Source organism: Pseudomonas sp. P4_D7 (assembly GCF_056401755.1).
Genome location: NZ_JBFUIR010000001.1, coordinates 140,042 through 155,220, shown reverse-complemented (window position 1 = coordinate 155,220; position 15,179 = coordinate 140,042). Strand labels below are relative to the sequence as shown.

At 60.8% G+C, this 15,179-nt stretch carries 14 protein-coding genes; 6 read left to right on the top strand and 8 right to left on the bottom strand.

What is annotated here, in order from left to right; translation table 11 throughout:
- Nucleotides 1–63 precede the first annotated feature (63 nt).
- The 6 genes from AC1DVF_RS00665 to AC1DVF_RS00640 all read right to left on the bottom strand — a co-directional run bounded on the left by AC1DVF_RS00665 (nt 64) and on the right by AC1DVF_RS00640 (nt 5,764).
- Nucleotides 64–327 carry a hypothetical protein gene (locus AC1DVF_RS00665; protein ID WP_007962640.1) on the bottom strand — a complete coding sequence of 88 codons (264 nt, stop codon included), beginning with the start codon at nt 325–327 and terminating at the stop codon, nt 64–66.
- Nucleotides 328–714: 387 nt separating this feature from the next.
- Entirely contained in the window at nt 715–1,878 is a 1,164-nt protein-coding gene (locus tag AC1DVF_RS00660; protein WP_477781873.1) for a gamma-butyrobetaine dioxygenase, read from the bottom strand.
- A gap of 23 nt (nt 1,879–1,901) precedes the next feature.
- Nucleotides 1,902–2,378: a thioesterase family protein gene (locus AC1DVF_RS00655; RefSeq protein ID WP_116254345.1), complete on the bottom strand. Its 477-nt coding sequence runs from the start codon at nt 2,376–2,378 to the stop codon at nt 1,902–1,904.
- A 337-nt stretch (nt 2,379–2,715) separates the two neighbouring features.
- The gene (locus AC1DVF_RS00650) at nt 2,716–3,681 is read right to left on the bottom strand and encodes an L-carnitine dehydrogenase (RefSeq protein WP_093429892.1); all 966 of its coding nucleotides are present in this window, start codon (nt 3,679–3,681) and stop codon (nt 2,716–2,718) included.
- 141 nt (nt 3,682–3,822) lie between these two features.
- Entirely contained in the window at nt 3,823–4,710 is an 888-nt protein-coding gene (cdhC, locus tag AC1DVF_RS00645; RefSeq protein ID WP_093429893.1) for a 3-dehydrocarnitine:acetyl-CoA trimethylamine transferase CdhC, read from the bottom strand.
- Between the two features lie 109 nt (nt 4,711–4,819).
- Nucleotides 4,820–5,764 (bottom strand): choline ABC transporter substrate-binding protein, encoded by a 945-nt coding sequence (locus AC1DVF_RS00640; protein ID WP_477781872.1) that lies wholly within the window; start codon nt 5,762–5,764, stop codon nt 4,820–4,822.
- 206 nt (nt 5,765–5,970) lie between these two features.
- Here AC1DVF_RS00640 and AC1DVF_RS00635 point away from each other — a divergent pair, with 206 nt between their 5' ends.
- On the top strand, nt 5,971–6,915 hold the full coding sequence (locus AC1DVF_RS00635) for a GlxA family transcriptional regulator (RefSeq protein WP_093429895.1): 945 nt from the start codon (nt 5,971–5,973) through the stop codon (nt 6,913–6,915).
- Nucleotides 6,916–7,052: 137 nt separating this feature from the next.
- On the opposite strand, the gene AC1DVF_RS00630 is transcribed toward AC1DVF_RS00635, so the two are convergent.
- A complete protein-coding gene (locus tag AC1DVF_RS00630) occupies nt 7,053–7,469 on the bottom strand; it encodes a DUF3010 family protein (RefSeq protein WP_477781871.1) in 417 nt (138 codons plus the stop codon).
- 47 nt (nt 7,470–7,516) lie between these two features.
- Entirely contained in the window at nt 7,517–7,918 is a 402-nt protein-coding gene (locus AC1DVF_RS00625; protein ID WP_077574880.1) for a lysozyme inhibitor LprI family protein, read from the bottom strand.
- A gap of 234 nt (nt 7,919–8,152) precedes the next feature.
- Between AC1DVF_RS00625 and AC1DVF_RS00620 the strand changes: the two genes are divergently transcribed.
- The 5 genes from AC1DVF_RS00620 (at nt 8,153) to etfA (ending at nt 15,177) form a co-directional block, all read left to right on the top strand.
- Complete coding sequence (locus AC1DVF_RS00620; protein WP_093429898.1) at nt 8,153–9,130, top strand: dipeptidase; 978 nt, start codon at nt 8,153–8,155, stop codon at nt 9,128–9,130.
- 106 nt (nt 9,131–9,236) lie between these two features.
- Complete coding sequence (locus tag AC1DVF_RS00615) at nt 9,237–9,767, top strand: DUF5943 domain-containing protein (protein WP_005792152.1); 531 nt, start codon at nt 9,237–9,239, stop codon at nt 9,765–9,767.
- Between the two features lie 15 nt (nt 9,768–9,782).
- Nucleotides 9,783–11,843 carry a dimethylglycine demethylation protein DgcA gene (gene dgcA, locus AC1DVF_RS00610; protein WP_477781870.1) on the top strand — a complete coding sequence of 687 codons (2,061 nt, stop codon included), beginning with the start codon at nt 9,783–9,785 and terminating at the stop codon, nt 11,841–11,843.
- A gap of 164 nt (nt 11,844–12,007) precedes the next feature.
- Complete coding sequence (gene dgcB / locus AC1DVF_RS00605) at nt 12,008–13,957, top strand: dimethylglycine demethylation protein DgcB (protein ID WP_186619988.1); 1,950 nt, start codon at nt 12,008–12,010, stop codon at nt 13,955–13,957.
- On the top strand, nt 13,957–15,177 hold the full coding sequence (gene etfA, locus AC1DVF_RS00600) for an electron transfer flavoprotein subunit alpha (protein WP_477781869.1): 1,221 nt from the start codon (nt 13,957–13,959) through the stop codon (nt 15,175–15,177). Before dgcB ends, etfA begins: the two co-directional genes overlap by 1 nt.
- Nucleotides 15,178–15,179 lie beyond the last annotated feature (2 nt).

Sequence of the window (15,179 nt, the reverse complement as noted above, 5' to 3'; positions counted from 1 at the left end):
CGAACGCGGAGCGTCCGTTGAGGCATTCCCACGCAGAGCGTGGGAACGATCAGGTGAGCAACGTCAGGCGCTATGGCTTTGCTGATAGTCCGCCAATGCCGGCAGTAATTGTTTGTCGATCGCCTGGCGCACCGCAGGCTGGATACTGGCGCCGCTGGTGTACATGTCCTTGACCATTTTGCGCAGTTCAAACGCGCGAACATTATCCAGACCGCGCACCGCGCATTCGCAAGCCTGCTCGGCCGTTGAACCGCTCGGCACCTGGAAACCCAACGCCTTGAGCTGGCCCAGCAAATCTTCCTGATCGATCAAATCGGCATACATCATGACGCGCATCCTTCTTCGGTAACGGAGGTCGTGGCTCGATTCTGGTAGCCATGCGGGAGCACGGCAAGGGCGATTTGTCGCAGTGGCTGCGACGGCTATGAACAGGTCGTTTTCGGCTAACTCGCCGCTCAAGGGAGTGGGCACACTGAACTCAGCTTGCAACACGAAGGTTTGGTCACCCTCGCTTGGCAGCTCCTCAACAGTAGCTTGAGCCCCGATCCAGTCACGGCTGGTATCGGGGCTTTTTTTGTCTGTGATTCAGTTAGTGACGCGTTGTCTGGACTGACGCTTTCGCGAGCAAGCTCGCTCCCACAGGTGACCGCGTTCATTCAGGGGAATGCGATTAAATGTGGGAGCGAGCCTGCTCGCGAAGAACGATGACGCGGTCTACCGCTGCAACACCAGAATCCGCGACAACAACTCATCCCGGTCGACGTAGCAGCCCTGAAAATGCCGCGCCCCGGTCGCCGGATCGAAGGCATTACGCGCGTGCAACGTACGGCGATTATCGAAGCACCACAGCTCACCGGAATTAAGCCGCTGCATCAGCCGAAACCGTGGCTCACGGGTCATCGCAATAAACCGCCGATAAGCCCGATACAACCGTGGCATCTGCTCTACCGAGGTATCGAACGCTCCGCGCAGAAAGTTTGCCATGCGGATTTCCGCCACGCGTCCCAAGGCGTCCAAAGCGATGATCGGCGCCAGGCAGCGATAGTCGCTATGGCGATCCTTGTTGCGAAACTCCACCGGTATTTCACACAGTGCCTGAAACGATGCAGGGTCTTCACTGCGCAAGGCATCGGCAATCGCAAAACCGTCGACAAAAATACTTTCGCCACCCTCGGCGTCATTCACCAGGCAATGCAGAAATTGCAGCCCCGGTTGCAGCTCGCGTGTCGGTAGATCGGTGTGCAACGGCAGGTTGAAAGCGGTGTAGGCATTGCTGTCAGCATCGGCTTTGGATTGCACGTTAAACAGCACACCGAAGTTGCTCTCGCGAATGAAGGAAATGCGTTGCGCGATGAGCTTCAGTGAACCGGACTCGGTGGGCACGCCGCGTACTTGCGTCAGGCCGATGTCGCGTACGGCGAGCAGCCATTGCAGCAGGGCGGCGTTGTCGTTCATCAATGCCGCGTATTCGAACACTGGCAACTGCAGATCGCTGCGCCACAGATAAGACTTAGGTTTGCCGGCCAAGCGTTCGGCGCGGGATTCATCGTCATAGGCATGAGCGCGCAGCCAGCCGGGATCAAAACGGCTGAGGTGACCGTCCCGCCAGTCGATCCGCAGGCAGCCGTCGGTATCGATATCGGCGGCGGCAGGCCTGAGGTCTTCAGCGGCATCGACAATCTCGAACACCTGCTCGCGGGTGACGTTGTAGACGCACTGCGGGCACGGGCAGTTATCCCGCAACCAGACGTGGTGAAACGGGCTGATACGACCGTCAGCCCATGCGATGGCAACGCGATCCGCCAGGGTCTGCACGCCACCGAGCGCGCTGATCAACGGATAAGTACGGAAATCGGCAACAGCGGCAGCGGTGTGCATGGCGGCTCCTTGTGATCGATGGATTACCTGGCGGGTGGCAGTGCGATAACGCGGCCGATGTAAGCGGGAGCGGGCAAGTCTTGCTGCTCGGCGACGATGCTTTGCAGGCGGCTCAGGGTGTCCGCGCTGAACGGTGCCGAACGCGGGCCGGCGAGGTCGACGTGCAACAGCATCTGTTCGTTGCCGGCCAGTTCCTGTTCCTCACCGACCTTGTACAGGCTGTGATAGAGGTGCAGGCGTTTGCTGTCGTGACCGATGATTTGCGTGCGCACCTCGACTTCGCTGTCGAGCTTCACTTCGTGCAGATAGTTGAGGTGCAGTTCAAGGGTGAACAGCGAGTGGCCGCTGGCTTCGCGGTTGTTGCTGTCCATGCCGAGGCGATCCATCAGGGCGTCGGTGGCGTAGCTGAAAATCAGCAGGTAGAAGGCATCGCGCAGGTGGCCGTTGTAGTCGACCCAGTCGGGGATGATTCGGGTTTGGTACGTGGTGAGCTGGGGCATGGTTTGGGTTCCGGCAGTTAGGTGGTCTTCAAGATCAAAAGCTACCCCCTCACCCCAGCCCTCTCCCCCAGGGGGAGAGGGGGAAGGGAGTGGATCGGGGGCCTTTCAAAACTTGAGTTCGGCTCGATAGATCAAGTCGGCGTAGCTCGAAAAAAACACCGCGGTCAGTCCCCTTTCCCCAATGGAGGAGAGGAGAAAGGGTGCTGATCTTCAAGCGTTTCAAGTCCTGAGTTCGGCTCGGCGGTGCAGGTCGGCGTAGCTCGAACATTCAACTCGGTCAGTCCCCTCTACCCCTGGGAGAGGGCTAGGGTGAGGGCAGCGGTCTGACGCGAACGCATTACTCGCTGAACGCCATCCCATGCTTTTCCTTTGTGGTCTTCACCGCCTCAAGCACCGCCAGCAAGCAATCATCACGATAGCGCTCCAGTGCCGAAATGCTGTGACGACCAAGCTGATCACTGGTGCCATCAACCACATCATCAATCAACTTGTCAGTCAGTTCCGGCGCCGGCAGATAGGTCCACGGCAACTGCAACGCCGGGCCGAATTGCGACATGAAGTGGCGCATCCCCGCATCACCCCCGGCCAAGGTATAAGTCAGGAACGTACCCATGAACGACCAGCGCAGGCCGGCGCCAAAGCGGATCGCATCATCGATCTCGCCAGTGGTCGCGACACCATCGTTGACCAGGTGCAGCGCCTCACGCCACAGCGCTTCGAGCAAGCGGTCGGCGATAAACCCCGGCACTTCTTTGCGCACGTGCAGCGGACGCATGCCGAGGGATTCGTAGACTTTCATCGCTGCCTGAACGGCCTCGGGCGCGGTGTTCTTGCCACCCACGACTTCGACCAACGGCAGCAGATAAACCGGGTTGAACGGGTGGCCGACCACGCAACGCTCCGGGTGCGTTGAACTCTCGTAAAACTCGCTCGGCAGCAGGCCCGAGGTACTCGAACCGATCAACGCATTGGGCTTGGCCGCGGCGCTGATTTTGCTGTGCAGATCGAGTTTCAGTTCCAGGCGTTCCGGGGCGCTTTCCTGAATGAAGTCGGCATCGCGTACGCACTCCTCGATGGTCGCGACAAAGCGCAGACGATCCTGCGAAGCGCCCGGTGCCAGACCGTTTTTTTCCAGCGCGCCCCAGGCGTTGGCTACGCGTTTACGCAGCGCCGCTTCGGCGCCGGGCGCCGGGTCCCAGGCGATCACATCCAGGCCATGGGCGAGGGCGCGGGATACCCAGCCACTGCCGATGACACCGCTGCCCAGCGCGGCGAAGGTTTTGATTTCGGTGATAAAGCTCATGGTGATTTCCTGAATAGTTCGGCGATCAACTGTGGGAGCGAGCTTGCTCGCGAAGGGGGCGGTACATCCGCAGTATCTTCATCAGCAGATCCATCGCATTCGCGAGCAAGCTCGCTCCCACAGGGTTTTGAGGTGAGTTCGTTAGCCGCGCTGGGTCAGGCCCATTTTCTTGCGGCCCTCGGCCGGGGTCAGCACCCGGGCGCCGAGGCGGCTGAGGATTTCGGTGGCGCGTTCGACCAGTTGGCCGTTGGTCGCCAGCACGCCTTTGTCCAGCCACAGGTTGTCTTCCAGCCCCACCCGCACGTTGCCGCCGAGCAGCACTGCTTGCGCGGCCATTGGCATCTGCATGCGGCCAATGCCAAACCCGGCCCACACCGCATCGGCGGGCAGGTTGTCGACCATGGCTTTCATCGTGGTGGTATCCGCCGGCGCGCCCCACGGGATGCCCAGGCACAGCTGGAATAACGGGTTATCGAGCAGACCTTCCTTGATCATCTGCTTGGCGAACCACAGGTGACCGGTGTCGAAAATCTCCAGCTCGGCCTTCACGCCCAGCTCGGTAATGCGCTTGGCGCCGGCACGCAGTTGCGCCGGTGTGGAGACGTAAATGGTGTCGCCATCGCCGAAGTTCAGCGTGCCGCAATCGAGGGTGCAGATTTCCGGTAACAGCGCTTCAACGTGAGCCAGACGAGTCAATGGGCCGACCAGATCGGTATTCGGGCCAAACTCCATCGGGTTCTCGCCAGCGCCGATTTCCAGGTCGCCGCCCATGCCGGCGGTGAGGTTGACGATGATGTCGACGTCGGCCTCGCGGATGCGTTCCATCACTTCGCGGTACAGCGCCACGTCACGGCTGAACTTGCCGGTCTGCGGATCGCGCACATGGCAGTGCACAACCGTGGCGCCGGCCTTGGCCGCTTCCACCGCAGCAGCAGCAATTTGTTTCGGGGTGACCGGCACGTGCGGGCTCTTGGCGGTCGTGTCGCCAGCACCGGTGAGTGCGCAGGTGATGATGACGTCGTGATTCATGGTGCGGTTTCCTTCAGGCGTGATGGGTCTGTCCGCAGCCCTTTTCCGGGCTGCGAAGCGTCGTTCAGTTCCCTCTCCCAACGGGAGAGGGCTAGGGTGAGGGTGGCGGTTATTTGCTGGTCAGTTGCAGGTTTTCAGCCGCCGGTTTGCCATCGAACGTGGTCACACCTTCCAGCCAGCGCTGCTTGTCTTCGGGGTGATCCTTGAGCCATTGCTTGGCCGATTCGAAAGCGTCCTGGTGGTCGAGCAGCGGCTGCATCATCCGGCTCTCGTCCTCGGCGGTGAACGTCAGGTTGGTCAGCAGGCGACCAATGTTCGGGCACTGCTCGGCGTATTTCGGCGCGGTCACTGTCCACACGGTGGCCATGCCTTCATTCGGGCCGAGGGCGTCGTCGCTGCCGGTCAGATAAGTCATCTTGACGTTGACGTTCATCGGGTGCGGCGCCCAGCCAAAGAAGACCACGGCCTCTTTGCGGCGCACAGCACGGTCGACGGCGGCGAGCATGCCGGCCTCGCTCGACTCGACCAACTGGAACTTGCCGAGGCCGAACTGGTTCTTGGCGATCATTGCCTTGATCTGCGTGTTGGCGCCCGAGCCTGGCTCGATGCCGTAGATCTTGCCGGCCAGTTCTTTTTCGAACTTGGCAATGTCGGCGAAGGTTTTCAGGCCCTTGTCGGCCAGATAAGTCGGCACGGCGAGGGTCGCACGGGCATCTTTCAGGCTTGGCGCTTCGAGGACTTTGACCTGATTGGCGTCGACAAACGGCGTGATGGTCTGGGTCATCAGCGGGTTCCAGTAACCGAGGAACAGGTCCAGCCGTTGATCGCGGATCCCGGCGAAGATGATTTGCTGGGACGCGCTGGTTTGTTTGGTGTTGTAGCCGAGGCCGTCGAGCAGGACCTGGGTCATGGCACTGGTGGCGATCACGTCGGTCCAGTTGACCACGCCCATGCGTACGTTCTGGCATGACGCAGGTTCGGCCGCCATGACGCTGGCGCTCAAGAAAGCGGTACCGCTGAGTGCAAGAACACAGCTGCTGATCAGTCGTTTCATGTCGGGTTCCTCGGCAGGTCGTTATTGTGAGTTCCGGCATCTGTCGTGCCGGTGATGCAAAGTTACGCAGCTATACGCCCATGAAAGCGCACTGCGGCGACTGGCATTTGCACTGTAGCGACCTGTGCGCTTGAACGCTGACGACAATCGGCGTATCAACGAGCCACGCTCCCCTCCCTCTCGTTACCCGCGAATCGAGTGCGCCCATGTCCCAGGATTTCTACTTTCTGCTGATGCCGGGGTTCTCCGCCATCGGCTTTATTTCGGCGATCGAACCGCTGCGCGTGGCCAACCGCTTTCGTGGCGAGTTGTACCGCTGGCACGTGCTCAGCGCCGACGGCGGGGCGGTGCTGGCGAGCAATGGCATGTCGGTCAACGCCGATGCGGCGCTGGAGCCGCTGAAGAAAGGCGCGACGCTGCTGGTGGTGGCCGGGTTTGAACCGCTGAAGTTCGCCACGCCAACCCTTGAACACTGGTTGCGGCGACTGGATAACGAAGGCGTGACCCTCGGTGCTATCGACACCGGCAGCTTTGTCCTCGCTGAAGCAGGTCTGCTCGACGGTCATCGCCTGACCCTGCACTGGGAAGCCATCGACGCGTTCAAGGAATCTTATCCAACGCTCAGCGTGACCCAGGAACTGTTCGAGATCGACCGCCGGCGCATCACCTCGGCGGGTGGCACGGCTTCCATCGATTTAATGCTCGATCTGATCGCCCAGGCTCATGGGCCGCAACTGGCGATTCAGGTCAGCGAGCAGTTTGTGCTGGGGCGCATCCGTCCGCGCAAAGATCACCAGCGCATGGAAGTCGCCACGCGTTATGGCATCAATAACAAGAAGCTGGTTCAGGTGATCGGCGAGATGGAGCAGCACAGCGAACCGCCGCTGACTACTTTGCAATTGGCAGAATCGATCAAGGTCACGCGGCGGCAATTGGAGCGCTTGTTTCGGCTGCATCTGAACGATACACCGAGCAATTTCTATCTCAGGTTACGGCTGGAAAAAGCCCGGCAGTTATTGCGCCAAACCGACATGAGCGTGCTCGAAGTCAGCATCGCCTGCGGCTTCGAATCACCGTCCTACTTCACCCGCAGCTACCGGGCACGCTTCGCCCGCTGCCCGCGCGAAGACCGCCGTACCGCCCAGGCCTGAATGGATGCACCCAAAACCAATGTGGGAGCGAGCCTGCTCGCGAAGACGGCGTGTCAGTCAATACAGGATTGACTGATCCACCGCTTTCGCGAGCAGGCTCGCTCCCACATCGGGATCTTCATTGTCTGAAAAAACGCTTACTTCTTCAGCAACGCCGAACACGCGGCTTTGTAAGCCTCATGCTGATACTTGTTCAACGTCCCCGGCAGCTCGAAATTATGCTTCTTCGCCTGCGCATTGATCGTCTGCGGCGATAACAACGTCACCTCGCAACCATCCAGCAACTGCAAAATCCCTTCAATCTTGAACGTCGTCGGGCCACCGGCAAACTCGCCCTTCTTGCTGCGCTTCTTGATCGCGATCCGGTCAACCGAATTCTCCCGCACAAACGACGCCACCTGCGCCGCAAACATCTTCACGTTCGCCGCCTCGTCATCGTCTTCGAGGGCAATCTTCTTGGTGGCGAGGGGAACGTGGCTCAGGTTCGAACCGTCGAGAGCGGCCACGGCGATGATCGCTTCGCTGCCTTTGATTTCAATGCCGCAGATGTTCATGTGCTTACCTAGATTGGCTATAGAAGGGCAGCTTACAGCTCAGACACTCACTCCTGCCCAATCGACTCCAAAAACTCCGACCGCTCATCACTCATTCGCGCCACGCAATCATTCTGCGCAATCGTGAACGCCTTGCTCCCCGCCGTAGCCGGAAACGCTTCCACCGCACAATCCGCGTCCCGCGTCTTCAACCACTGCTGCTGAGCCGTCTTGATCTTGGCGGTAATGTCCGCCAATTGCGTCGGGTTCTTGCCGTACGCCGTCTGCATGCGTTCGTTGAGGCTGGCGTAGTTGTCCTTGAGCAGGTCTTCGGCGGTGGTGCGGCTATAGGTCGAGCATTCCAGGGTCTGGACGTCGTTTTCGACGGCGTCGCACGGGTTGTTGTCGGACTCTTCAGCGGCGTGCACGCCGGTCGCAAGCAAAGCCAAAGCCAAGAAGATCGATTTCATTGTTGTCGCCGCTCTAATCCAGTGGTGTTTCCAAGATGGGCCAGATTCTGGCTCAAGCTGGCGGGCTTGAACAGGTAGCTGATCGGAGCGTCTGGCGACCCTTTGTCGCGGATTGACGCTTTCGGCAATTCCCCTGTCGTTTTTGCACCCGGTCGCCCCGGCACCGAGGCATATGCTGGCCCCAAAGCGCCGGCAGACGATTCGGCGCATGAATCGCCAATAAGGGGACGCCTGATGAGCCCAGCCGAATTACACGCCGACAGCATCGTTATCGACGGTCTGATCATTGCCAAATGGAACCGCGAGCTGTTCGAAGACATGCGCAAGGGCGGTCTGACGGCAGCCAACTGCACTGTGTCGGTGTGGGAAGGCTTTCAGGCGACCGTGAACAATATTGCCGCCAGCCAGAAGCTGATCCGCGAAAACGGCGACCTGGTGATGCCGGTGCGCACCACCGCCGACATCCGTCGCGCCAAGGAGCAAGGCAAGACCGGCATCCTCTTCGGCTTCCAGAATGCTCACGCGTTTGAAGACCAGATCGGCTATGTCGAAGTGTTCAAGCAGCTCGGCGTCGGCATCGTGCAGATGTGCTACAACACCCAGAACCTGGTCGGCACCGGTTGCTATGAGCGTGACGGCGGCCTGTCGGGTTTCGGTCGCGAGATCGTCGCCGAGATGAACCGCGTCGGCGTCATGTGCGACCTGTCCCATGTCGGCTCGAAGACTTCCGAAGAAGTCATCCTCGAATCGAAAAAACCGGTCTGCTATTCCCACTGCCTGCCGTCGGGTCTCAAAGAGCACCCGCGCAACAAGTCCGATGCAGAACTGAAGTTCATTGCCGACCACGGCGGTTTTGTCGGCGTAACCATGTTCGCGCCGTTCCTCGCCAAGGGCATCGATTCGACCATCGACGACTACGCCGAAGCGATCGAATACACCATGAACATCGTCGGCGAAGACGCCATCGGCATCGGCACCGACTTCACCCAGGGTCACGGCCAGGACTTCTTCGAATACCTGACCCACGACAAGGGCTACGCCCGCCGTCTGACCAGCTTCGGCAAGATCATCAACCCGCTGGGCATCCGCACCGTCGGCGAGTTCCCGAACCTGACCGAAACCCTGCTCAAGCGCGGCCATTCCGAGCGCGTCGTGCGCAAGATCATGGGCGAAAACTGGGTCAACGTCCTGAAAGACGTCTGGGGCGAGTAACGCTGACTCAAGACCGCCGCCGATCTGCCCCCTCTCCTGTGGGAGAGGGCTGGGGTGAGGGCAGCGGTCACCACTGAATCCACTATTTTTCTGGAGTTAAGTTTCCATGGCCAAGATCGCCCCGCAATTGCCAATCGAAGTCGACAGCGAAACCGGTGTCTGGACCTCCGACGCCCTGCCGATGCTCTACGTACCGCGTCACTTCTTCGTCAATAACCACATGGGCATCGAAGAAGTTTTGGGCGCCGACGCCTACGCCGAAATCCTCTATAAGGCCGGCTACAAATCCGCCTGGCACTGGTGCGAGAAAGAAGCTGAATGCCACGGCCTGGAAGGCGTCGCGGTGTTCGAGCACTACATGAAGCGCTTGTCGCAACGCGGCTGGGGTCTGTTCAAGATCCAAGACATCGACCTCGACAAAGGCACCGCCAGCGTCAAGCTCGAACACTCGGCATTCGTCTATGTGTACGGCAAGGTCGGGCGCAAAGTCGATTACATGTTCACCGGTTGGTTTGCCGGGGCCATGGATCAGATTCTTGAGGCTCGCGGCAGCAAGATTCGCACCGTCGCCGAGCAAGTCTACGGTGGCTCCGAAGAAGGCCACGACGACGGCCTGTTCACCGTCAAGCCGTTGTAAGTCGAGGAACCCGCCATGGCTTTCGAAGCAATGTTCCAGCCGATCCAGATCGGCAAACTGACCATCCGCAACCGCGTGCTCAGCACCGCGCACGCTGAGGTCTACGCAACGGACGGCGGCATGACCACCGACCGCTACGTCAAATACTACGAAGAGAAAGCCAAGGGCGGCATCGGCCTGGCGATTTGCGGCGGCTCCTCTGTGGTCGCCATCGACAGCCCGCAGGAATGGTGGAGCTCGGTGAATTTGTCCACCGACCGCATCATTCCGCATTTCCAGAACCTGGCCGACGCCAWGCACAAGCATGGCGCCAAGATCATGATTCAGATTACCCATATGGGCCGGCGCTCGCGCTGGGACGGCTTCAACTGGCCGACGCTGATGTCGCCGTCAGGCATCCGTGAACCGGTACACCGCGCCACTTGCAAAACCATCGAGCCGGAAGAAATCTGGCGGGTCATCGGCAACTACGCCCAGGCGGCGCGCCGGGCCAAGGCCGGTGGTCTCGACGGCGTTGAGCTGTCAGCGGTGCACCAGCACATGATCGACCAGTTCTGGAGCCCGCGCGTCAACAAGCGTACCGACGAATGGGGCGGCACCTTCGAAGGCCGAATGAAGTTCGGTCTGGAAGTGCTGAAAGCCGTGCGCGCCGAGGTCGGTGACGACTTCTGCGTGGGCATGCGTCTGTGCGGTGACGAGTTCCACCCGGACGGCTTGTCCCACGAGGACATGAAGCAGATCGCCAAGTATTACGACGACACCGGCATGCTCGATTTCATCGGCGTCGTCGGCTCGGGTTGTGACACCCACAACACCCTGGCCAACGTGATTCCGAACATGAGTTATCCACCGGAGCCGTTCCTGCATCTGGCCGCCGGGATCAAGGAAGTGGTCAAGGTGCCGGTGCTGCACGCACAGAACATCAAGGACCCGAACCAGGCCACACGGATTCTTGAGGGCGGTTACGTCGACATGGTCGGCATGACCCGTGCGCACATCGCTGACCCGCACCTGATCGCCAAGATCAAGATGGGCCAGATCGATCAGATCAAACAGTGCGTTGGCGCCAACTACTGCATCGACCGCCAGTATCAAGGCCTCGACGTGTTGTGCATCCAGAATGCCGCGACCTCCCGCGAATACATGGGCGTGCCGCACATCATCGAGAAATCCACCGGGCCGAAACGCAAAGTGGTGATCGTCGGTGCCGGCCCGGCCGGCATGGAAGCGGCACGTGTTGCTGCCGAGCGAGGCCACGACGTGACCCTGTTCGAGAAGAAGGAATTCATCGGCGGGCAGATCACGACCGCATCGAAAGCGCCGCAGCGCGACCAGATCGCCGGTATTACTCGCTGGTTCCAGCTGGAACTGGCGCGGCTGAAAGTCGATCTGCGTCTGGGCACGGCGGCTGATGCCGAGACCATCATGGACTTGCGTCCGGATGTAGTGGTGCTGGCAGTCGGCGGGCATCCGTACCTGGAACAGAACGAACACTGGGGCGCCGCCGAAGGCTTGGTGGTCAGCAGCTGGGACGTGCTCGACGGCAAGGTTGCGCCGGGCAAGAACGTGCTGGTCTACGACACCATTTGCGAGTTCACCGGGATGTCGGTTGCTGACTTCCTCGCCGACAAAGGCAGCCAGGTCGAGATCGTCACCGACGACATCAAACCGGGCGTGGCCATCGGCGGTACGTCGTTCCCGACCTACTACCGCAGCATGTACCCGAAAGAAGTGATCATGACCGGCGACATGATGCTGGAGAAGGTCTACCGCGAAGGCGACAAACTGGTCGCGGTGCTGGAAAACGAATACACCGGCGCCAAAGAGGAGCGGGTGGTCGATCAGGTGGTGGTGGAGAACGGCGTGCGTCCGGATGAAGAAATCTACTACGCGCTCAAAGAGGGTTCGCGCAACAAGGGCCAGATCGACGTTGAAGCGTTGTTCGCGATCCAGCCGCAACCTTCGCTGAGCACCACCGGCGACGGCTACTTGCTGTTCCGCATCGGCGACTGCGTGGCGCAGCGCAACACCCACGCCGCGATCTATGACGCGCTCAGACTGTGTAAAGACTTCTAAAGGCTTGCACACAACCCTGTGGGAGCGAGCTTGCTCGCGAAAGCGGTGGATCAGTCGACATCGATGTTGAATGTCAGTCCGCCTTCGCGAGCAAGCTCGCTCCCACAGTGACCGAGTAAGGCAACTCGACCTGCAAGACCCTGCGGTCTTTGGGAGCTTCACCTATGTTGAACACCCTTCTTCCAATCCTGTTGTTCGCCGCCCTGGGCCTTGGTGTCCTTGGTGCGTTGCGACGGGTAGCGATGTGGCGTCGGGGCCGGGCCTCGAAGGTCGATCTGATCGGCGGCCTGTTCGCCATGCCCAAGCGCTACATGGTCGACTTGCACCATGTCGTGGCGCGGGACAAATACATCGCCAACACCCACGTGGCCACGGCCGGCGGTGCGGTGGCGTCGATTGTGCTGGCGCTGCTGGTGCATGGTTTTGGCCTGCATAACCGCATACTCGGTTACGCCTTGCTGCTGATGACGGCGGTAATGTTCGTCGGTGCGATCTTCGTTTATCTGCGTCGGCGCAACCCGCCGGCGCGGCTGTCGAAAGGCCCGTGGATGCGCCTGCCGAAAAGCCTGCTGGCGTTCTCGGCGTCGTTCTTTCTGCTGACCTTGCCAGTGGCCGGAATTCTTCCGGTGAACTTTGGCGGCTGGATACTCGCGGTCATCCTCGGAATCGGCGTGTTGTGGGGCGTGTCGGAGCTGTTCTTCGGCATGACCTGGGGCGGGCCGATGAAACACGCCTTTGCCGGTGCCTTGCACTTGGCCTGGCACCGTCGCGCCGAACGTTTTGGCGGCGGCCGTTCCACGGGTTTGAAGCCGTTGGATCTCAATGATCCGTCAGCGCCGTTGGGTGTTGAGAGACCCAAGGATTTCACCTGGAACCAGTTGCTCGGCTTTGACGCCTGCGTGCAGTGCGGCAAGTGCGAAGCGGCGTGCCCGGCCTTCGCCGCCGGCCAGCCGTTGAACCCGAAAAAACTGATTCAGGACATGGTCGTCGGCCTCGCTGGCGGCACCGATGCCAAGTTCGCCGGCAGTCCGTATCCCGGCAAACCAATTGGCGAGCACAGCGGCGATCCCCATCAACCCATCGTCAACGGTCTGGTCGACGCCGAAACCCTGTGGTCGTGCACCACCTGCCGTGCCTGCGTCGAGGAGTGCCCGATGATGATCGAGCACGTCGATGCCATCGTCGACATGCGTCGCCATTTGACCCTGGAAAAAGGCGCAACCCCGAACAAGGGCGCAGAAGTCCTCGAAAACCTCATTGCCACCGACAACCCCGGCGGTTTTGCCCCGGGCGGACGGATGAACTGGGCAGCGGACTTGAACCTCAATCTGCTCAGCGAGAAGAAATCCACTGACGTGCTGTTCTGGGTCGGCGACGGTGCCTTCGACATGCGCAACCAGCGCACTTTGCGCGCGTTCGTCAAAGTACTGAAAGCGGCAAAAATCGACTTCGCCGTGTTGGGGCTGGAAGAACGTGACAGCGGTGACGTGGCCCGTCGTCTGGGCGATGAAGCGACCTTCCAGTTGCTCGCCAAACGCAATATCCAGACCCTGGCCAAATACAGCTTCAACCGCATCGTCACCTGCGATCCGCACAGTTTCCATGTGCTGAAAAACGAATATGGCGCCTTCGACGGCAACTACCTGGTGCAGCACCACAGTACCTACATGGCGGAAATCATTCAGGCCGGTGCGCTGAACCTCGGTCAGCACAAAGGCAACAGCGTGACCTATCACGACCCGTGCTACCTCGGTCGTTACAACGGCGAGTACGAAGCGCCGCGCGAAGTGCTGCGTGCCCTCGGCATCGAGGTCAAAGAGATGCAACGTTCCGGCTTCCGCTCGCGTTGCTGCGGCGGCGGTGGCGGGGCGCCGATCACCGACATTCCGGGTAAGCAACGGATTCCTGATATGCGCATGGAAGACATCCGCGAGACCGGCGCCGAACTGGTGGCCGTGGGTTGTCCACAGTGCACGGCGATGCTCGAAGGCGTGGTCGAACCGCGTCCGCTGATCAAGGACATCGCCGAACTGGTGGCCGACGCGCTGCTCGAAGACGCCGCGCCGAACAAGCCTGCCACCCCGGCCAAACGTGAACCTGCGGAGGCCCATTGATGAGCGACATTATCCGCCGCGACCCACGCGCCGAATGGATTGCGCGTAACCGCCTGCATCCGCTGCACGCGGCGATGCAACCGGCGCAACACAGCTGGATGGGGCCCAACGGCATCATCCGCAAGAATCTGCATGGCATCGGTTTTATTGGCCCCAACGGCATAAAACGGATCGATCGCAGCGGCGCGCAACAGGGCGGGGCGGTCAAACGTTCGGCTGCTGTGGAAGTGCAATTGCCACTGCATCAGGTGCCGGCCCCGGCGTTCTATATCAGTGTGGTGCCGGACATGGTCGGCGGCCGCCTGAGCAGCCACGATCGCGACTTGCTCGGCCTCGCTCATCAGCTCGCCGGCAATGACGGCGCGGTGCTGGCGGTGGTCTTTGGCGAGCACAAGGAAAATGCCTTCGCCACAGCAGGCGTCGATCGCTTGCTGGTGCTCGAAGGCGAAGCCTTTAGTGGTTATGCACCGGAGCAACGCGTGCAAGGTTTGCGCGCTGTGGATAACCAGTTCAACCCGCGTCACTGGCTGCTCCCAGACAGTCGCAGCGGTGGCGGCGAACTCGGCCGGCGCTTTGCCGCGGCACTGGGCGAGCGCCCGGCCACGCGGGTCTGGCAGGTCAAGGATCAGGAGTGCATCGGCCGCGCTGGCGCTGGGCTGCAAGATCTCGCCCGTCCGCTCGCACGGTTGATTCTGGCCGCCGCCGAATGCGCCGAACCGGTCAGCGAAACCCGTCATGAAGCGTTGCCGGTGGAGTTATCCACAACAGTAGCGCGCAGCCTGTCGCGGATTGAAGATCTCGGCGCCGTGGCGGTCGACCCGGCAGCGATTCCGATGGCCGAAGCCGAATTCATTTTCTCCGGCGGCAACGGGGTCAAGGACTGGGCGCTGTTCCACGAGACCGCCGCTGCGCTGGGCGCTACCGAAGGTGCGTCGCGGGTGGCGGTGGACGATGGCTTCATGGCCCGTGATCGCCAGGTCGGCGCGTCCGGCACCTGGGTTACCGCGCGGGTCTATGTGGCTGTGGGCATCTCTGGCGCGATCCAGCATCTGCAAGGCATTGGTGCCTGTGACAAGGTGGTGGCGATCAACCTCGATCCGGGTTGCGACATGATCAAGCGTGCAGACCTCTCCGTGATCGGCGAGAGCGCAGAGATTCTTCAGGCGTTGATCGAGGCGGTGGCGGCTTACCGCAACGAAGCCAAGCGCGATGCGGCTTAAGG